Origin of the sequence: Aneurinibacillus sp. Ricciae_BoGa-3, from assembly GCF_028421645.1 — a bacterium.
Lineage (GTDB): Bacteria > Bacillota > Bacilli > Aneurinibacillales > Aneurinibacillaceae > Aneurinibacillus_B.
Map to the genome: position 1 here is coordinate 158,617 of NZ_CP116888.1, position 19,669 is coordinate 178,285.

The 19,669-nt window shown below is 37.8% G+C and carries 23 protein-coding genes; 3 read left to right on the forward strand and 20 right to left on the reverse strand.

The features are described 5' to 3' along the window. Window positions 1–254: 254 nt before the first annotated feature. From PP175_RS26295 to PP175_RS26310, 4 genes are read right to left on the reverse strand one after another with little or no spacing between them, the layout of a single operon-like run. Window positions 255–527 carry a hypothetical protein gene (locus PP175_RS26295; RefSeq protein WP_272444073.1) on the reverse strand — a complete coding sequence of 91 codons (273 nt, stop codon included), beginning with the start codon at window positions 525–527 and terminating at the stop codon, window positions 255–257. Between the two features lie 34 nt (window positions 528–561). After that, on the reverse strand, window positions 562–1,020 hold the full coding sequence (locus tag PP175_RS26300) for a hypothetical protein (protein WP_272444074.1): 459 nt from the start codon (window positions 1,018–1,020) through the stop codon (window positions 562–564). Between the two features lie 40 nt (window positions 1,021–1,060). Beyond that, entirely contained in the window at window positions 1,061–1,366 is a 306-nt protein-coding gene (locus PP175_RS26305; RefSeq protein ID WP_272444075.1) for a hypothetical protein, read from the reverse strand. Next, a complete protein-coding gene (locus PP175_RS26310) occupies window positions 1,318–1,704 on the reverse strand; it encodes a hypothetical protein (RefSeq protein WP_272444076.1) in 387 nt (128 codons plus the stop codon). The genes PP175_RS26305 and PP175_RS26310 overlap by 49 nt, the downstream gene beginning before the upstream one ends. Window positions 1,705–2,093: 389 nt before the next feature. Here PP175_RS26310 and PP175_RS26315 point away from each other — a divergent pair, with 389 nt between their 5' ends. From PP175_RS26315 to PP175_RS26325, 3 genes are all read left to right on the forward strand, one after another. After that, window positions 2,094–2,951: a CHAP domain-containing protein gene (locus PP175_RS26315; RefSeq protein ID WP_272444077.1), complete on the forward strand. Its 858-nt coding sequence runs from the start codon at window positions 2,094–2,096 to the stop codon at window positions 2,949–2,951. A 37-nt stretch (window positions 2,952–2,988) separates the two neighbouring features. Beyond that, window positions 2,989–3,897, forward strand: coding sequence for a hypothetical protein (locus tag PP175_RS26320; RefSeq protein WP_272444078.1), 909 nt, complete (start codon window positions 2,989–2,991; stop codon window positions 3,895–3,897). A gap of 521 nt (window positions 3,898–4,418) precedes the next feature. Beyond that, window positions 4,419–5,006: a hypothetical protein gene (locus PP175_RS26325; protein WP_272444079.1), complete on the forward strand. Its 588-nt coding sequence runs from the start codon at window positions 4,419–4,421 to the stop codon at window positions 5,004–5,006. Between the two features lie 59 nt (window positions 5,007–5,065). Here the strand turns inward: PP175_RS26325 and PP175_RS26330 are convergent, their stop codons facing one another. The 16 genes from PP175_RS26330 to PP175_RS26405 all read right to left on the reverse strand — a co-directional run bounded on the left by PP175_RS26330 (window position 5,066) and on the right by PP175_RS26405 (window position 19,624). Continuing rightward, window positions 5,066–5,677: a cysteine hydrolase family protein gene (locus PP175_RS26330; protein ID WP_272444080.1), complete on the reverse strand. Its 612-nt coding sequence runs from the start codon at window positions 5,675–5,677 to the stop codon at window positions 5,066–5,068. Between the two features lie 58 nt (window positions 5,678–5,735). Beyond that, window positions 5,736–5,945: a hypothetical protein gene (locus tag PP175_RS26335; RefSeq protein WP_272444081.1), complete on the reverse strand. Its 210-nt coding sequence runs from the start codon at window positions 5,943–5,945 to the stop codon at window positions 5,736–5,738. A gap of 184 nt (window positions 5,946–6,129) precedes the next feature. Continuing rightward, window positions 6,130–6,627 carry a hypothetical protein gene (locus tag PP175_RS26340; RefSeq protein ID WP_272444082.1) on the reverse strand — a complete coding sequence of 166 codons (498 nt, stop codon included), beginning with the start codon at window positions 6,625–6,627 and terminating at the stop codon, window positions 6,130–6,132. Beyond that, complete coding sequence (locus PP175_RS26345; protein WP_272444083.1) at window positions 6,624–6,962, reverse strand: hypothetical protein; 339 nt, start codon at window positions 6,960–6,962, stop codon at window positions 6,624–6,626. Before PP175_RS26345 ends, PP175_RS26340 begins: the two co-directional genes overlap by 4 nt. Before the next feature lie 151 nt (window positions 6,963–7,113). Then, window positions 7,114–8,079, reverse strand: coding sequence for an NUDIX hydrolase (locus PP175_RS26350; RefSeq protein WP_272444084.1), 966 nt, complete (start codon window positions 8,077–8,079; stop codon window positions 7,114–7,116). Window positions 8,080–8,148: 69 nt separating this feature from the next. Further along, window positions 8,149–8,370, reverse strand: a complete 222-nt coding sequence (locus PP175_RS26355) for a hypothetical protein (RefSeq protein ID WP_272444085.1) — start codon at window positions 8,368–8,370, stop codon at window positions 8,149–8,151. Window positions 8,371–8,398: 28 nt separating this feature from the next. Further along, on the reverse strand, window positions 8,399–8,557 hold the full coding sequence (locus PP175_RS26360) for a hypothetical protein (protein ID WP_272444086.1): 159 nt from the start codon (window positions 8,555–8,557) through the stop codon (window positions 8,399–8,401). 171 nt (window positions 8,558–8,728) lie between these two features. Continuing rightward, entirely contained in the window at window positions 8,729–8,926 is a 198-nt protein-coding gene (locus tag PP175_RS26365) for a hypothetical protein (RefSeq protein WP_272444087.1), read from the reverse strand. A 104-nt stretch (window positions 8,927–9,030) separates the two neighbouring features. Further along, a complete protein-coding gene (iscB, locus tag PP175_RS26370; RefSeq protein WP_272444088.1) occupies window positions 9,031–10,317 on the reverse strand; it encodes an RNA-guided endonuclease IscB in 1,287 nt (428 codons plus the stop codon). 792 nt (window positions 10,318–11,109) lie between these two features. Beyond that, window positions 11,110–11,379 (reverse strand): hypothetical protein, encoded by a 270-nt coding sequence (locus tag PP175_RS26375; protein ID WP_272444089.1) that lies wholly within the window; start codon window positions 11,377–11,379, stop codon window positions 11,110–11,112. Window positions 11,380–11,482: 103 nt separating this feature from the next. Continuing rightward, window positions 11,483–14,317: a transglycosylase domain-containing protein gene (locus PP175_RS26380; protein WP_272444090.1), complete on the reverse strand. Its 2,835-nt coding sequence runs from the start codon at window positions 14,315–14,317 to the stop codon at window positions 11,483–11,485. Window positions 14,318–15,019: 702 nt separating this feature from the next. Then, window positions 15,020–15,853, reverse strand: a complete 834-nt coding sequence (locus tag PP175_RS26385; protein WP_272444091.1) for a 3'-5' exonuclease family protein — start codon at window positions 15,851–15,853, stop codon at window positions 15,020–15,022. Window positions 15,854–15,983: 130 nt separating this feature from the next. Next, window positions 15,984–18,311, reverse strand: coding sequence for a DUF2325 domain-containing protein (locus tag PP175_RS26390; protein ID WP_272444092.1), 2,328 nt, complete (start codon window positions 18,309–18,311; stop codon window positions 15,984–15,986). 248 nt (window positions 18,312–18,559) lie between these two features. Then, entirely contained in the window at window positions 18,560–18,691 is a 132-nt protein-coding gene (locus PP175_RS26395) for a hypothetical protein (RefSeq protein WP_272444093.1), read from the reverse strand. Window positions 18,692–18,714: 23 nt separating this feature from the next. Then, complete coding sequence (locus PP175_RS26400; RefSeq protein WP_272444094.1) at window positions 18,715–18,837, reverse strand: hypothetical protein; 123 nt, start codon at window positions 18,835–18,837, stop codon at window positions 18,715–18,717. 340 nt (window positions 18,838–19,177) lie between these two features. Further along, window positions 19,178–19,624: a hypothetical protein gene (locus PP175_RS26405; RefSeq protein WP_272444095.1), complete on the reverse strand. Its 447-nt coding sequence runs from the start codon at window positions 19,622–19,624 to the stop codon at window positions 19,178–19,180. Window positions 19,625–19,669 lie beyond the last annotated feature (45 nt).

A 19,669-nucleotide genomic window follows, 5' to 3' on the forward strand; every position in this document is an offset into this window, starting at 1 on the left:
AGTACGTATAGAGGAAGAAGAACGGGAACGGAGAACTTGGATAAAGGAATACGAAATCATCCACTGGTTCTCCTAAAAAAACAACCACCTTACATATGTAGGATAACCGCAAACATAAAAGAACAAGAGGGGATTCTATCATTCCCCTCTTGTTTATAGTGTGTCTTTACTACCTATTTTCCTTTACTTTTTATACCATGATTGATTATGAGGCGTTGCTCGAAGTTGTGGTAGGTCGATAGATATACCGTTTGTTATGATTGTGTGGTTGTTACCCCATCCTGGATACGATTCACTTTTAATTTGTAGCTGGTGTCACCTTCCGTTGGAATAAAATCGCTTATCACATAACCCTCTGGAATGTCAGATACATTAAAGAAAAGATTTTGGTCATCATCTTCAAGTGCAAATAGGTCTTGAAGCGTTAATTTCCCCTTACCTTTCCCTACTCCCCATTTTGATACTTCCTTTAAATACTGGCTGTCTTTGGATATAAACTTCTCAAAGAATAGTGGGACATTCCCCAATATCGAAAAAGTTACAAAATCCTTCCGCTCTACTTTACCAATATGGGCGACTGTTCCATAGGTTCAAACATTCTTCAAAGGTTAATTCGAGAATCGGATTACGTTTTTTGATTGCCGATTTTATTCGATTATGTACATATTTAGAATGGAAGAAATCTTCGTCAATGGTTAAGTTACTTGCAGGTACTTTACACTCGACATAACAAGGAAAATTCATCTGTTCAACGTTTTCCTCGTTTAATCGTTCATACGTTTTATACGCATAAAAGTAATGCCATTTATTTGTTAAATACACCAAGTGCTCGTTGGAATGGTATGCCTCTTCGTAATTACTAAAACCTGTTACCTGTCTTGGAACCAGACCATGTAAGAGGATGTCATTTAGGTAATACAGGCTTGTCCCATGATACAACGTAACCAAACGTTCTTGTCCGTTATCTTTCTCTCCCTTTTTAACCATCTCATTCACGTTTTCAAAATGTTGTTCTCTCAACTGAGAGGTAACTTACTTCGTTCCATCTAGTTTTGTTAAATCAAACTTCATTCCGAACCCTCCTGATTTCTTGCCTCATTTTTTCCCGAAGCCAATCGGTTTTATCTACGTAATAGTTATCACGAACCAGGTAGTCCAGTAGAAGCAAATCTGCTTTCTTTTCTAGTTGTATCCCAAACTCCTCTTTCACTTTCTCTTTAAGCCATTCGGTTCGATTGGATACGCCACTGTTCTCAGCAAACGTTTCGAGTAAATTATGTTGAATCCAAGCGAAATGCATACCGAATAACTTAATCTTTACTTTTTTTCGGGTGACATGTCCTCCATTGCTTCTCTTGTTCCACAAACCGAACAAATCTCCGTTTCATTATCCCTTCTGCTTATCGCACCTAATCCTTCGAATGTACCGCCACATAACGGACAGGTTTTTTCACCCACAACGGCACGAAAAAGCATAACAGGTGTATAAATCACTTCGCCATGTAAAAGCATCTGTTCAACATTCTTTTTATCAAAATACTCAATAGGATGAACCTTATCTCCCGTCAATTGAATCACTTCTTGGGCAATTTTACAGTTTTGAAAAAGAAATTCTAAATCTGTATCTTTCCAACCCTCTGTAGGGTCTTTTGGAGCCGTTTCTCCTCTTCCTTTGCATTGTATCCGTAGGTCATCTAATTCCATGATGGTTTCTCCTCCAAGTTATACACCTGTATGGGTGCTTTATTAATCTTATTATACACCCATTTAGGTGCTTGTATACCCTCTTTTTCTACTTTTTTCTATTTTTTTAGAACAAAAAAAAGAGAGGAGAACCTCTCTTAATCTGCACATCTATTTATTTGTTTCCAAACCACATGAAAAACATATGTTAACCGAAAATCCAATTCTAGCAATCTAGAATCTAGTATAACAACAAAAACAAGTTGTTCATCTGACCATGAAGCTAAATTTTCTAATCTTTCTTACATCGAAATTTTTAAACATACCTATCAAACCTTATCGACCAGAAATGACCTTCTTAGAGTGAACTAGTTCCGTTATGATAAGGAAAAAATGAAAGGAGCAATTGGATGAAATTCAAAAACAAATGGAAAGCCGTTTTACTCTTATCCTCTGTTTTTACCACTACCCATCTGCAATCGGCATTTGCTGACCAACTTGTTGATTCCAAACCTTTTTTTGACGCCCCATACAGTTTTACCAATTTTAACGGAGGAAATTGCGTGTGGTTAGCATGGGAGATGGCTTATGAAAAATGGGGAATTCAGCTACCCCATGTAGGAGACGCTCGACTTTGGACAGCCTTGGATGGTCAAACCGTTCAACAAGGCGAATGGCAGTATACCTTAAAACTTTCAGATAAACCCGTCAGAAATAGCCTCGTTATCTTTCAACCAAGCGATTTAGATACCGTTGCAGGAGGAGCCTTTAATGGTGATTTTTATGGACATGTCGCCTGGGTTTCAGACATTCCCAATCCCAATGAAATACATGTGGTAGAAAGCTCGGTTAATCCACCAAGTGACGGGATGAAATGGCATGGTTGTTGGTGGAGAGAACAGTATTATCAAATTGTAAATCTAAAAACCATCAAATTCTTATACATTGAAAAGGCAATAAATACTCGTACCCATACGACACTCACCTCACCTGACGTACTTGTCAAACAAGACAACAACGAAATCTACCAATTCGAAAGCCTAAATAAAGACAAGGTATACTTCTCTTTTGACTCCAACAAATACATCTACATTCAAGATATAACCAACCCCTTAATTTTCCACCGTCAGTATGTCGCACAGAACGAGTCTTTATCCCTTTCTACGAACAAAAGTTGGCAGGTGCAAGAACAGAACGGAAAACTGTTAGCCTTCTATCAAAAAACCTCCCCTTCTCAACTACTCAACATCCAATTCCTTGAGCAGTAATGCAAAAAAAAATAATAAAAAAGGAGTGAAGAATTAATTGAGAAAAATCCTCACCACGGCTTCTTTTCTTGTACTGTTGATTCCTCTTCTTACAACGAACGCCTACGCACAGGACAAGCACGAGTCCATCAACGATAGAGCCAAATTAACCCCTGTATCTATTCATCACAACATCAAACCCTATTTTAAGAAACAGACACCGTTATATGAATTAAAAAACGTAAGAAACCAAAGTCCCTTTCCTTCAACGGACACAGATACACAAAACTTTGCTATGAATTTCTCCCCTCTTTATAAAGCCATACAAAACACAAGTCGTTTTAAAGGTACTTTTGACCTCACATCCCAATCCAATGTAGATTCTCTCTCCACTGTGACAGCAACGCTAAATGGTGTAACGGATATCCAGGAGTCGTATGTCACGCTGGACGGTACACTGGAATCCAACTCCGCCTTTAGTGATAAAATAAAAGAAAGGGTTTCGTATCTGTTAAACAGCGAACACGCTTATGTAAAAAATCAAACTGGTAAGGTTTCAGAGGAAGACTCCATGCTGGCAAACCGACACTTATTATTTTGGTTACAAGATACGCATGCAGTAGCCAAAACCCTTTCCCACGCTTCGATTCACTCAAACCTAGTAGAGGATAAAAATGCTTACTCTCTATCGTATATGATAGGGTTAAAGAACAGAGAGGACATATTAAACCTCCTTCCTAAAGAATTTTTTAATAACGTACCCCAACTAAAAGATAAAGACATCCAATGCCAAATATCTATCAACGTCTCCAATGAAAAAATTACCGCGTGGACAATCACCTTTACAGGGGATTTGTTGACAGATACGGATAAGAAAAATGGAGTTTCCCCAGCCACCGTAAAAATAGGTTATTCTGTTACCTATAAAGATGAAATGCAAAATATCTATCGAGCAAAAAGCTTATAAGCACACACACATTATAAGGGTGCTTTTTCTAAATCTAAAGGGATTTGTCTAAAACACTGAATCCATTGATATATCAACGTTTTTTAAGTCTTTTTTTGAATCCAACAATCGGATATTTTTGTTTGTTTTCGTCCGATTGTTGGAAAACTACTTATCACACCATATACATCTGTTTGATATAAATTTTGCACATTAAAAGAGGAACCCAAATTGAATCAGGTTCCTCTCTTTAAACCAAGTTTTTATGTTGCCTGCCAACGAACCAGCACCCGTAGTCTGGTGAGTCATTCAGGTTGTTATGTTGCTTGGTCAACAAGTAGATTTCACTACTTGTGGTATTCTAATATTTTTTGGTTATTCCTACAACGAAAAAGATGAACAACAAAGCTTAACTGAACCTACTTTTTAATACAAAAGCCCTATCTTAGCTAAAAAGCTAGACAAAAAAATACGAAAAACTGTACGATAGTGACGAATTTACATATCAGTTTTTTCTTTATATATGGAGAGGAGTTCCCACCATGACATACGACCATGAATGGAATGAAAGAAAGGCAATTCACTTTCGAATGACGAAACTAGACGAAGAAATGCAAGCCATTCGAGAGGAATATAAGCGGTTGTTTCAACGTTTACGAGAATTAGACCATCTTAACCTCGAACAAGAACCTGATGGAGAAATCCCATTAAATGATTCTGTAAACAATAAGGTCAATCCAGTCACCTCTACAAATGAAACAATTGTGCAAGAAAGCAATAAAAAAGAGAATGAATTTGCAATAGTTGCCAATCAAAATCCTAGCGAACAAATGCAAACTTCCACTATGTCGTCTTTTTCACAAGACAAAGAAGAGCAAGAAGAATCTGATGGGATGCAGGAAGCCTTAGAGTTGCTGAATAACCCACCAGAACCTAATCCAAAGTCATGGAAATATCGTTATTATCTCATTTTACAAGCCTTACGAGAAAAAAGGACAATGGACGTTGAGGAAATTAGAAGTCTGCTGAGAGAAAAAGGACTCATTTCGAACCTTGCTCCCGTTCTCTCCAGTTTAGTTAAGAAATACACGGTTGTGCAAAAAAAGGAAGAGGAATTTACGATGACGTGAATAGCACAAAAAGCCTTGGGTAGTTTTATATACTCCGAGGCTTTTTTGATATACAATTTCTACGCTCTAATGTCGTTTACCAACTGGATGCCATTGGCTCTCATGTTATACAAAGAAAAAACATTCATGAGTTCAGCTTGGTGATTCGTCTTTTCTAAATCAAAGGTTTCGACTCCCTGTACGGGTACGATGATGTTGGAAGTGACATTCCATTCATTAAAATAGCCCTTAATAGAAAGTGCAAACTGTAAGACACACAAATCCGTGCAATCTCCAACGAGTACATAGTTTGTGATTTCTGGATTTTTCATCATCCACTCCGCAAAGTCTTTGCTTACAAATCCATTGGTTGAGCTTTTATAACATAACGTCCCATTGTCATCAAGAAAGGACTTTAACTCCTCTATGACTTCGCTCTCCTCTGTTCCTTTTAAGCAGTGTACAGGGTAGGAGGCAAACTCCTTGGAATCCTCATTGTGGGCATCTGCAAAAAAGACTTTTTGATACCCATCAAATAAAGGTAAGGTTTTCACCAGATAAGGGATAATCCCCTCAATTCGTTCTGAGTATAACGCTCCTTTTTTAGCAAATCCATTAATCATATCAATTACAACAACGGCTGTCTTGTCTTTTGGTAGGTCAACAACCGATAAGAACGGTAGATTCTCCATTGAATCTAAAATATTGGGTATTCGGATTTTCGTGTTGAAAAATTGAAATATTAAATTATCAAACTAACCGCAACTTCGCTTTATCATGAGGTAAGTTTATCTCTGCGTAATGAGTTATAGCGCCACTTCCGTTAATCTGACTGATATCAGGCACAAACCATAAATTATCGTCAAAAAAGGCTACATCAACGAACTTACCGTCAGAAATTAAATATTCGACCCCCGATTTTGGTGGGCGTTCAGGGTCATATTTCCGCCATCTAATCAATTCGACCCCTCCTTCACAGTTTATATTCAATCTCACTATGGAGAGATTACATAATTTTGAATTTCAACACACTAATCCGAATGGTCAAAATATTGGATAGAGTTTTGGCTGACTCCTTTAAAAATCGTTTTTCATTCGCAACAATCGGCATATCTTTTCTCCTCCTTATTTTATAAAGTTTGGTTTATAACTGGTTAACCTTTGATTTTTTCTGTTTATATAGTTGGAAAGGAAGTTGTAAGAGACCAAAGAATACATCGTAGCTGACTTCCTTAAGTCCTCGTGGATTGATGTAACAAGGGAAATATTCACCCTGTTCCTTATCTGGAATCATGCGTTGAGAAACTCGAAAAAGCCCCGCCTCTTCTAAGGCGAAAAGGTTCCAAGTAAAGGTGATTTGTTTATAGAGTAAAACCTCAACATATTCAATCATCTGTTGCACATGAAACCCTGAAACAACCCTATCCTTGTAGGTTTTTGCTACTTTCGATAGGTCAATTTCTTTTGTTTTAGGATAACGAATGACCACGAACTCTCGTTTTTCGATACGCTTGCCCTCACTATCTTGCCATTCATAAGGGTCGTTTCTGGTTTCAATCGTGATTTGGACATCTTTAGGATGTTTAATAATGACCTTTTGTTTATCCGAACTCTCCGTAAACATCAGTACCGTGTTCATCATGCATCCCGCTTTCCAAACAGCGTTTCTTCAAAAATTCTCCACTTTTCCCTAACCGCTTCATCTGAATTTCCTCGAAATCGTAACGTAAAAGCAGGTTTTAAGTAACATTCACCCTCGCTATATTCCAAGTCCAATTGCTCTGAAATCAGCTTGATAAGCTGGCTGTTCTTCTCCTCATATAAGAAAGAAAGGTATCCATCTTCCCGCTTCGTCCAGATTGTATGGTCGTGCATCAATCCCGAACAGGAGGCTAGTGTGGTAAATCCCTCTCGGTTAAGTTTTTCAACGAAAGGAGCAATAGAAATGTCTATCAATCCAACCCCTTCTATTTCCACCGCTTCTCCCTCTTGTTCCGCAAGCCCCATTACCTTTTTAAGGCGTCGTATTGTTCAGGGGTTGCGGTTGGCTTCATATCCTCCACAAACTGTTTCACTTCATCCATTGAAGAGAAGATTTCACTTAGCTTTTTTGTCATCGTCATTCTCCTTAAAAACTATTGAGTGTCCAGTCCACATTAAAGGTAAACAGTTTAGGTGGTCGGTGAGCGGAACCTTCTCGAACGATATCCGTTTCAATGACCATCGGTTTAATTTTTCGACGGAAGTTTGCCACAATGAGTTTTCGTCCAAGAATCGCTTCGTATACTTTCTGCAGTTCAATAAAGGTGAAATATTGCGGCATCAAGTTAAACGCAATCGGCGTGTATTCCAATTTGTTTTGCAATCTATCTAATCCGTAGTTTAAGATTTTAATATGGTCAAATGCCATATTATCGGTGTCAATAACAGCTGGATAGTTAACTACTCTTGTTTTGACAATGCCTCGTTGTTGGACATGTGTTTTCTCCAATAAGGTATAGACGATTCTTTCTTCCCCATCTTCACTGGTAAGCTGGATGTCAATTTTCTTCGTGATAAAGACTTCTCCATCTTTCTTTTCTTCACTTTCTTCGAGAATGTTTCGTTCAATTGAGAACCATTTGGCATCCGCCGCATCGTCTCCTGCCTTTACCTTTAGGTGGGTGCTATCTACCAAAGCCATATAGGAGGTGCTAATGACACGCATGCGAGGGTCACGCTTTACATCGTCTCCCCATGTATAAAGCTGTTCCAGATAGACATCATCTAGATTCGTTTCTTCTTTTAGTTCTCGAATTGCTGTGGCTTCTAACCCCTCATTGATGTTAAGGAAACCACCAGGGATTGCCCATTTTCCGATATAGGGATGGTCTTTTCGTTTAATGAGCAAAACCTTCAATTCCTTATCAGGCACTTTGCGGTTATTGCTCTCTTTTTTATCTGAGACAGTAAAAAGAAGCATGTCGGTTGTTACTGATGGTTTTTCATACTTGTCTTTTTCCTCTCGTTTGTACCATTCCAAGAACTCCGCTTCTGTTTGTCCTCGTTCATTTAAAGTTTCAGGTTTTCCATCAACCATTTTAATGTTTGGCATTTATTTGGTTCCTTTCTTTGTTGGTTAGGTTTCAAAGGGTATTCCAAATCGCATCAGGTTCGTTTTCACTTAACTATTTGATTTGAACCATTTTCTTTCTTCATAATCTAGATAACGTCTTTCTCCCGTTGTTTTATCAAAAGATTCTATGCGTCTACGTTCATCCGCACCCTTTTGTAACGCTTCAAATGTTTTAACAAGTACACCATCCACGTAATAGACCTTTCTTTTACTTTCTAAACTAAGGAACACACTCTGCTTTTCGTTTATCATTAATTTTTCTTTATTCATCTCTCGTTCCTCCTATACGCCATTCCCTCTATTTGAGAACATCCCATTTATATAATTCATTCAAGGAATTCAAAACATCTTGAACGTCTCGTCCAAAACCGCTTAAATCGGTATCTTTTTTGTATTTCTCCAAAATAACGTTAAAGGCTTTAATTTTGATGTCATCAGGTAAATTTAAAAGGTTCATTTTTGTATCTCCTCTCTGTTATTGGTTTTGACTGTTCTACTTTATTGTATACATAGTATCGAGAAGATATTATCATTTTAATATTAACTATGTAAAAAGTCAAGGTTTACCAAGTCTAACCCTCATAAAAAAGGAAAAAGCCCCCATATAGGGAAGCTTAACCGTTTGACATTATTTAACTTCGACTTCACACCAACCCGTCAGTTCAGAAAAAGCAACGACCTCTTTGCTTCCATCTTCGAGTTCTACATACAGTCCAAAGCCTTCCACTTCATCCAGAACGATAGCTGTTGGATTTTCAGCTTCCGTGATTTGATTATCCCGATAATATAAAATTACGGTTTTACCTTTAAATTCCGATGCTCGCATCTTTATCTCTCCTTTGTTAGTAAATGTTGTCTTTTTATATTTACTTCCTTCTATTACAGAGCACTTAGCATTCACAGAACTTAGTCGCAGGAAGCCCATCGCCTTTAGGCATGGGAGGAATGCGATGCCTTTGCTTCCTGCAACTGATAGCTATACCCGTCAAATCGTTGAATGATTTGACAATGTTTATAGTTGATTCCTTGGGCGATTCGTTTACCATCTTTATTTTTAATATCAAAACTTCCCGTTTTGCGACAAGCAACTTCGCCATACCACGTACCTTTGTATTTTCCCTTTGGAACAATAGCTTTTATCATGTCGCCAGTTTGAAATCCAAATACCGTTTTTTGTCGCATCAGGTATCCTCTTGGAAACCCAAATTGATTCACATTCGTGCGACAATGAGAGCCACGACCTTTTGCTTTGATGTGCAATACTTGATTTGTTTTCAATTGCAATGAAGGGGGTGTCGATTCTCCTATGCAACACGCATCATAGTGATGGTCTTTTGGAAGTCCAACGGCAATACGGTTCATTTTGGTTCTTGCTCCTGTGCCACACTCCACAGATAGCCCCGTTGCTTGTAATATTCCATAAATTTTCCAACGTGTGGCATTGACAACGGCAGAATCTTTAAAAAAGGCAACATTTCCTTTGACGTGGGGAAACCCAAATTCCTCTGCTGTTTGGTTCCCTTTCCGTTGATTACAGTCATGACAAGCAATGGTTAGGTTATCTAAACGATTGGAGCCTCCTCTTGATTTTGGAAGAATATGTTCCACTTCCAACGGAATATTCCTTTTGCCACAATACGCACAAGTGCGATGATATCGTTCTAAGAGATACTGACGCACCTCATAGCCCATCAACGTTCCTTGTTGGTATTCCACACCCGTTATGCTTGGATTTTGTAATAGTTGCGTATCAAACTTGACATTTTCATAGGAAATGTCAGTAAGGGGAATGATTTTTTGGAATCGGTTCACCCATGTTGCAATGTTATGGACACGACTTTGTAAGGAAGGGGGAACCCAACCTTTTTTCCGTTTACGATTAACAAAACGTGGTGGACGATATCGCAAATTCTTGGAACGTCTGCGTCTGCGATAAGCCTTTCTTTTTTCCAAAAGCTCTGTAATATCGGAACGGTGATGTAATTGTGCCATAAAAACAACTTTATCTTGCTGTAAAATGGCAAGCCCTGTATGGCGACTACCATAATCAATTTTTAAACGATAATTTTGTGCCTTTGTGGAAATTGATTCATTCAAAATAATGGTAAATGGATACCTTTTGAAAATTTTGGCTTTCTCTTGTTTTAATAGTTTCCTTGCTTTGGCTGAATGACAAGGGTCTAATGGTTTTCTATTGGTATCTAAGACAAAGACCATAATAGAATTACTCCTTTCCTCGCCCGAAGGCGGTAACATTCTACTCGACCATATTGAAAGAGCTTGTTCAACTTACCGCACCGACTCGTACCACCCAAGTCTTTTAACGATAAACGACAGTAGCAACGGACTGTAGAAGCATCCGTTGGTGTCATGACCCCATCAATGTAGCGGATTTGCACCGCTTGGTCTGGTCATAATAAGGCTTTTACAAGCCCACGCTTTTTAAGCGTGTGGTTTATGACACCACCAAAACCCGATTAACATCAAGGGTAATCGAAATAAAACGAGTTTCCCACACAGGTAAAGTAAAGCAAAGATTACTATTATAAGTTCTCCAACCAATGTTCCAAAATCGACTATCCAAAATAAGGGACGTAAAATCGGAATTTGCTTCATCGTTTCCCAAGTACCTATCATCTTACTTACCTCCGAATATTTCTACTCTCCACAACTCTTACTTCCACAAGTCGGACAAGGACGACAAGTTCCCACAATTTGTTCAAACACGGTTTCACAGCAATAGCATTCTATGAACGTGGTTTTAAGAGTCATCTGATTTGAATTTTTACCTTCTAATAGTTGTTTTTCCATTGGATAAACATCCTTTCTCGTATGTGTTTAGTAACACCTGTTTTCTAATCTTCTTGTATCTTATTCACTTCATGTTAGATTCATAAATCCTCTTTATTTATATGAACAATTACATATTTCTTTATATTCTTTTACAAACGCTTAAGACAATTTTAGAAAATGATAAAAATAAAACCCCCTACATTTATTAGGGAGTTTTTACAAAAAGGCTTGTTCCTTTTCCTTTTCTTCCACTTCAGCCGTTTCTTCTTTCGCATAGAAAGACAAAAGCTCTTGTAATCGATTTCTCTCTTTTGAACTGTAATTCACGGCTCCACACATTTTACATTTTTGAATACGAGCCGCTACAGGCATTGAGGTATGTTTGTTAATCTGCAGATGAACCGTCGCACGTTTGCTTACCGTTTCTCCGTTGCATTTGGGACAAGCATTATCCACTGTCGCTTGCTCATTTTTACTTGTTCTCACTGGATTGACGCTCCTTTTTTTTGAGATTTTAATCAATTATATCATCAATTTAGATTATAAACAATAAAATAAGGCTACTATGAAGTTCATAGTAGCCCATTTGTTACGGTGCAGTAATTCCGCTAGATGAAACGGGAGGCGCAACGGTTTGGTTACTTGCCCCTGTATCCGTTCCAGTAGATGTAGAGGATTCATGTGGTGTCGTAACCGAAGACGTTCCTCCTTGCTGATTGACGGGTTGATTCGGGTCAACAGGCGAACTATTTGTGGTTTGTCCACTCACATCGGCTGGATTAGAACTAGGAATAGGTGCAGGTGATTGAGATGCATTTACTACACCAGGATTCATCTGATTTTGGTTGTTCGGTTGAACAGGTGCAACATTTGTTTGCGTTGGTACATTTGTTTTTGGCTGTGCTTGATTCACTGGCTTTTGAACCGTCGGTTGTACAGGAACCATTACTTGTGGAGGCAACACAGGAGCAGGATGTTCTACTGCATAACGTTCTGCGTCCAATCGTTGTACCTCATTGTTGTAGCGGTCGATTAAGGGATAATAGGCATCCTGATGTTTAACATCGTCAATCAGCCTTTTCGTGCTAGTTATCAGAGCATCTATAAACATAAAATCATTCGGACTTAAAACATGGGCGTTCTCTAATTGTGTGACATTCGTATTTGCATAGGTTTCTCTTTGCGTTTCCTGTTCCTGAGTCAACCCGAATTTCTTATAATCATTTTTCCTTGCTTCTTCTTCGGCTCTTGCCTTAGCCCTTGCCTTAGCTTCTGCCTCCGCTATGGCTTTGTCCCGAAGCTCGACATAAATTTTTGGAATCAATTCTTTTGTCCACCATCCATGACTATCATTGGCATCCACTTCTCCTGTGTATGGATTATGGTACATATACGAAATGCGGGACGGAACCGTAAAGTCTTTACTTGGCAGTCCCTTATGAATGGCTAACATGTAATTGTGCCAAATCTCCCCTGGATAGGTTCTTCCATATAATTGCGGAATGGCAACAGGATTGTCGTTACCCACCCACACAACTGTTGTATTGTACGGGGTGTACCCTGCAAACCATCCATCTTTTGAATCGTCTGTCGTACCTGTTTTGGCGGCAGTTGGAATATTGTAAATCCCTAATCCATGACCAGTGGAGTGTTCACCCGTTACAACCCCTTTTAGTACATCGGTCATCAAATAAGAGGCTCCGCTGTCGTAGATTTGTTTGGTATCGTGTTTGTTTTCATACAACACCGTATTGGTAACATCCTCTATTTTACTGATTCCAGTTGGACGAATGTACTGTCCATTATGTTCAAGCGTAGCATAGGCTCCTGCCATCTCCAGCGGAGTTGTTCCATACGTAAATCCACCAATCCCAATAATCGGATTTTTATCTTGGTTGACAATATTACTAAACTCCATGTTGGTTAAATATTTAACCATATTGCCTGCCCCATATTTCTCAACAATTTTAAAAGGAATGGTGTTGAGTGAAAGATTGACAGCAAATCGCATATCAACACTTCCGTAAAAGGTATGCTCTGCATTAATAGGTCCATTCGTGATAGCATCATCCACCATCGTAGAAGATGCCAACATGCCCCTCTCAAAGGCAGGTGTATAAGCAACTAACGGTTTAATACTAGAACCAGGTTGCCGATAAGAAAGGAAGGCACGGTTAAAGGTATTGGCTACCTCTGATTGGGTTCTGCCACCTACAATGGCAACGACATCCCCTGTTTGATTATCAATGCTTACGCCCGCTCCCTGTGTTTTGTACAGACCTGTATTCGAATTTTTATCTGAAAAATCGGTTAAACCTTTGTTGATACTATCCTGCAAAAGTTGTTGTTTTTGTAAATCGATGGTGGAATGAATTTGATACCCACCGTTGCGAATTTGCTTATACACTTCATTAAACAATTCGTTAAAATTAGCGTTGTACGTAGCTCTTTCCGCTTCCGAAGCGAAGGCATACTTAAAAGTGAAACCTTCATGCTCCATGAGTAGCTTTGTTGCACTGCTCAACACAAAAGAAATCGCATAGCTATCAGGTTTTATCTTTTCCTTCTGCAGGTGAAGCACAATCTTTTCGGAAAGTGCCTTTTGATATTCCGCTTGAGTAATTAAATGCAAATTTCTCATATTAGTGAGAATAAGATTTCTTCTTTGGAGCGCATAATTCATATGTTGAATCGGATTGTAATGACTTGGATTGTTTGGTACACCCGCCAACAGTGCAACCTCTGAGAGTGTTAAATCTTTTGATGGTTTGCTAAAGTACATTCTGGAAGCCGTATCGATTCCATAAGCACCACTCCCAAAATAAATATTGTTCACATAGTATTCCATGATTTGGTCTTTGGAATATATCTTTTCTAGCTTAATGGCAATAAGCATTTCTTCTAGCTTGCGAGAAAATCGTTGCTCACTATTCAAGAATACATTTTTTACAAGCTGTTGGGTGATGGTACTTCCGCCTTGTGTAATTCTTCCTTTGTGTTGTATCATCGAAGCCAACGCTCGAAAGTTTGCTTTCACATCTACCCCATTGTGTTGCATGAAGCGATTATCTTCAATGGCGACAAAGGCATTTTTGGTGTACCGATTCATATTTTGGCTATCCACATAATAATAGTGATGGTCTGCCAACTTCGTCATGACATTGCCTTTGTTATCATAAAGAACGGTATCTGTTCGACTTTTAAAGGTTCCTTCATTAATGGATGCTATCTTTTTGTTCGAATCATCCACGATAGCTTGCATGGCAGGTTTATATTTGAATGCCAGTACGGACACTGCGCCTACACCCATCACAAAAAGAGACAAAACCGTTATCCCCGTTACTTTCCTAACCTTTTTCCACCGTCGTTTCCTTTTTTCTTTCTTCACCCTCTTTATTTCTTTACGGTTTTCTTCGTCTTGCAAAGGTCTCCCCTCCTGTTTCTATCTGTAAGGATGAACGTTTACTCTTCCTTATTTATTATTTAGTCATATTTTTATTTATGTAGCTTATAGTCAATATTATTATAGGAGTTTTAAGTAAAAAGGTCAATTTTATTTTACAAATAAAAAACACCCAAAGCGGGTGTTCGCTGTAAACTATGTAGACCCACCCCAGGGCTTCCGCCCTGGGGCGTATTACGAGCAGATGAATAGAAATGATTTAGATGGTGTAAGAACATGAAGCAAATGATGAATCAGTGTTGCTTTGTATCAACTTCTCTAATTCTTTCATTCATGCCACTCTCCTTTTCAGTGTAAATAGATATTTACCTTGATTTGAATCGTGCTACTTGTTGCTCTCATGCTAGATTATATACCGCTCACCGAATCCTATAACTTTACCTCTTTGATTTTGACGTTTTCTCTTCATCTCGTCTCGCTCAAACGTTGTTCGACACATTTTATGGGTTGGAATTCCTAAAAAAGCCAACAATAGTAACAAGTAAAGTTAAAAGAGGAGGCATTCGTATGCAAGAACGACATTATACAGGAAATGACGAGTTCAAATTTTTTAGGGGAATGATATGGGGAATCTTATTCAGCTTCCCATTATGGGCGATTATCATCCTAATCAGTAGATTTCTATGGCACTACTTTCGTTAAACAAAAAAAAGCACCTGGTGTTTAGATAGACACAGATGCTTTTTCTTTTTGTATCGAGTCGTCGTCCTCTGTGTCAAACAAACGAATCATCAGTTGTTCAAGAGATTTCGCTTCGCCCACTCGTATTTGATTTACCCGTTCATCTTCCGAAACATCGGTTGGATAAGCAACTCCTTCAAACGTTAATCCATAACCTTTTCCTTTGGACTTACATTCTATCGAAATATGCCATCCTTCTGCCATTTTTTTAACCAGTATTGCCTCTCCGTTTGTATTCGCTTTTCTTATGGTTAAACGAGGAATTTCTCTCTTTGGTTGCTCTTTTTCTTTTGGATGTTTAATTTTGACAAATACATCCTTATTGCGTTTGACATCAAATTTAAAATGTTGAACCAAATTGAGGGTATTAAAACACCGTTGTTTTGCAGACGTACCATTGCCAACAAAGCTTAATCCATAGATGTCCAAAAAGTCCTCAAGCGAAAGATTATCGCCAACACCCATACGGTAACTCATTTCATTTTTGATATTCCAATATTGGTAGTTCATAATTTTATAGAAGTCTTTTGTTTTCGATTTGTAGTTAACTTCTTTGGATAGCTCTGTCAGTCTTTGCATCTCCACCATCTCAAAGGTTATAAATTTGCACGTATAGGGTGACCCAACCCATGCTTCAAATTCGGTCAGCATCCCGACAAGTGATGCATTCACTTTATTATCCAGTTCATATTCAAACGTAGAAAGCAATTGTAATTCTGGATTGGTTCTAAAGGCAACCAGTTTCATCTCCGTATTAATTTCTGTTTTTGTCTTGTTTTCTTCCAGGTTAAAAAAAACATAATCGGGTATCTGCACTTTTTACTTCCCTCCTATTCTATATCTGTTCAATTTTTACCATTATAGTTGGATTCGAACAAGGTTAATAGCGTTTTTCAACACTATCTGTCCGAATAAAAAAAGGAAGCCCGAAGGCTCCCGATTGATTTCAAATGACTTGCGTATCTTCGCTTACCGTGGATTCAAATTGTTCTAAAAGACGATTAGCCCCTTCAAACTCAGAATAAATGACAGGTACATCTAACGGTTCCTCTTTGATTCGCCACATATTGTCGTGGGAAACAAATTCCGTCACCACCAACACGGCATCTTTTTCCTTTAAAGCACTTTTAATTTTCCCCCACGAAAGATACCCATCAATAACATTTGCTCGACATCCCTTCTTTAGGAAAGCCATCTTATAGGAATTTTCATAGGTGATATTTCCAATAATGAGTACTTCTTTCGTAACGTCAATTTTTTCATACGCATTTGATTTTTTTACAACAGAAGAACTATTGGAACCTACCGTTTTACGTTTACTTTCTGGTGTTGCTTCATCTTTTTTCGTAAACAAATAATTGTTAAATTCATCGATTTTAATGATTTGTCCTGATTCAACAGCATAGGGTAGGTCTTTTAAAATAACGACTTCACCTGAGAGCTTTTGCAAGTATGGTGTTTCATTTTTTATTTGTACGACACCGAACTCCCCATTTTGATAATAGGAGGATAAGGTATAAAACTTCGGAATGTTATATACGCTGATGACTTCATCTTCATGAAGACAAAGAATTTGTTGTTCTTTCAACTCTTCTTGAGAATCCTTTACCATTTTAAAAAGTTCTTCACCTGTCTCAATATCTCGTACCAGTACACCATTCGGAAATACCTTTAGGACATAATACACGCTTTGCCCTCTGGATTTAATGGATTTTAAATAATGGTCAGCATTAAAGTGTAACGGGCGATAAAATCGAATAAATTGATTTTTTGCGTCAACCGCCACAATTTGTTTGTCTCTTAATTGGATGGAGGAAGGGATGTTTTCTAGTTTCACTAAACTCCCGTTTGCTTTTTCTATAAACACATCCGCTCCCTGAATGGATACCATAGCAAACTCGTGAATCGAATAATCCCGTTCATGTTCTTCAAACTTACTTACATATGCCCACCTGAAATGTCCTTCTTCATCCACTTTCACGAATTGCCATTCCCCAATATAAGTTGAAGCAGAGAGGTCTTTGATTTCTATTCGACTTTGATTAGGAAACACGATGTAATGTGTATTATTTTCAATCATACAATAACCGATTTTTGGTGTTGGCTTGATGCTATCTGTGTGTAGCTCATTGTTTTCGGAAATTGCCTCTTTCGGTTTTACAAAAGGTGTAAGAATGTTAGATAAGGATTCTGTGAAACCATTCGTATCTAAAAACTCTTGAAGCATATTTTCTACTGTTCTATCTTGGAGTTCCTGGATTCGTTTTTTACAATCACGAATCTCCCCCGTTTTATCCCTCAACTCTGATTTTAACGTTGCCACCTGCAGATTGAGATTTTCAATCATGGTTGTATACATCGTCATTGGCTTTTCTTTTAAATGAGTTAAGTCGGATGTTAATTTTTCGATTTGTTGGTCTTTCTTTTGGATGTCTGCATAGAGCCGATTCACCATTTCTTTATCTGCAATATCTTCGGTTTTGTTTTCTAAATCTGCAACCTTTTTATTCAATTCCTTTACTTCATTCGTCAGTTTACGCTGGCTTTCTTTTTGTTTGGTATAAACATCTTCTTTACGTTTCATTTGGGATTCTAATTTTTCAATGGTTATCGCTTGTTGTTTGCTCAGTATCTTATAATGTTGGGTATCTAACTCTTTGATTTCATTAAATTTCTGAAATAGCTTAACAAAAATGCTAAATCTTAATTCTTGACCTATCTTGGACAGTCCACCTTTGCCCTTTACATCAAACAAGAGCTTATCCATTTTAGCGGTCAACGCAATGAGACCCAATGTATTTAAAATCGGCTTATCTTTCATACAATATTTTTCTAAAAATTCATCGGGTGAAACCTCATCTTCTAAGTCTCCTGCATGATAAGAATCCATTAAGGTGGTGATATTCTTATGAAATAACATTTCAACAAATCGCTGGATAGCTAGAATTTTAGTACTGAAAACAACGGCATCGGGGTCAAAAGAAAATCGGTAAGCATTGACGTATATCAAAGGTGTTAATTGCGTTTCTTCAAATTGGCGGGTAAATTTGTCCATTACTTCTTCTTTTGATAGTTTTCGTAACTTGGCTCCTATGTATTTTTGAGACATTTTATTGAAATCTTTTAGAATTTCTGGATGGTCACATATCAAGTCTACTTCTTCTTCGCTTTTGTGAGAAATCAAAAAATTGAGAAATAGAAGCTCCCATTTATCTAGTTCATTACAGAATTGGTGAATAGGGAAGTCCTGTTTCGATAAAAAATCAATCAACATAATGTTTATCCTTTCTTTTGTGGTAATTTTGGATTCTTTTTATCGTACCATAGCCAAATATCTAAAACACCCCTGTTTTTACCTCATTATTTTTCTTTATAAACCCTATTATCGGCATTTTATTCCAAAAATATTTATTAAAAATAAAAAGCCACAAAGTTTTTTTAACCTGTGGCTTTTCTTTTATAAACTTGTAACTTCATTTCAATCATAATTTTATGAAAGAAATTTTCTCAGCGTACCGATATCTATTCATCATCTTCTGCGAGGCCATCGGAATCATCCGAATCAAAGCCTCGATTCAGACAATCGTAGCAAATGTCTTCCTCGTATCCATTTATCGAGATAACCACCCTGCCGCAAACTCTGCAATAATTCATGTTCATTTTCCTCCTAATTTAAGTTACTCCATTTGATTCAGGATATCTTCAATTTCCCCATATACCCGTTCATGGTCGCCTTTTTCGACATTGTCTTTCCACTCTTCTAACTGTTCTTTTGTTATAATCCAGCTATCCTTTGCCATCTATAAACACTCCCTTTAATAAGTAAAAAGCTTTTCCCTTGTTTCTGAAAACTTTTATATTCTACTCAATAACCCTTTGATTTATTTTGCGAAAAACGTCTCTCAACGCAAGCGTATCAAGGGGTTTACCCTTCTTATAACTTTCGGAAAACATAAACCTATATATTGCAGAAAAAACAGTGCTTTTTATGTTGGGAAAAAGGCTTCTTTAAGATAGTGAAAATCTTTTTTTGAAAAGTCATGTCTTCCTTAAAACCTCTCTCATTCAACGCCGATGCGTTAAAGAATCGGAACCACAAAAAAAGGAGCAGGAACCTCCAGAATCCTTACCCCCTTTGTGTTAACAAGCTAAAACCAATTCTTTTAAACATCTTTCTTGTTCACCAGAAGATACTTCTACTCTACCATTCTGGAAAATGACGAAAGTTGTTCCTTCTCCTTCAAAACAGAGAGAATCAATATCCACTTCATCCTCATAATAAAGGCTTTGCAGTAGCCCAATTAGATGGGTTATGTCCGATAAACGAAGGGGTTCTATGCTTTCTGTGAAAATACGATGAAGATACCCATTAATCGTTTGCATTAACTCTAATGAGAGTTCTGTTTCAAATGAGAGGGATATACAATATTTTTGCTTTCCATAGTGTTCGATTAGATTTCTTGCATTGCGTGAAGTCAATATAAATTGACGCACGTTGAAGGGGTACATCCTCTCTAATACATCCCTATATCCTTTAATAGAATAATCATAAGGAATGGCTACAAAGGAATCGTCAGCAAAAAACAAGGCATCGGTGTACTCCTTTTTTTATTAGACTGACCGTTTCGTCAA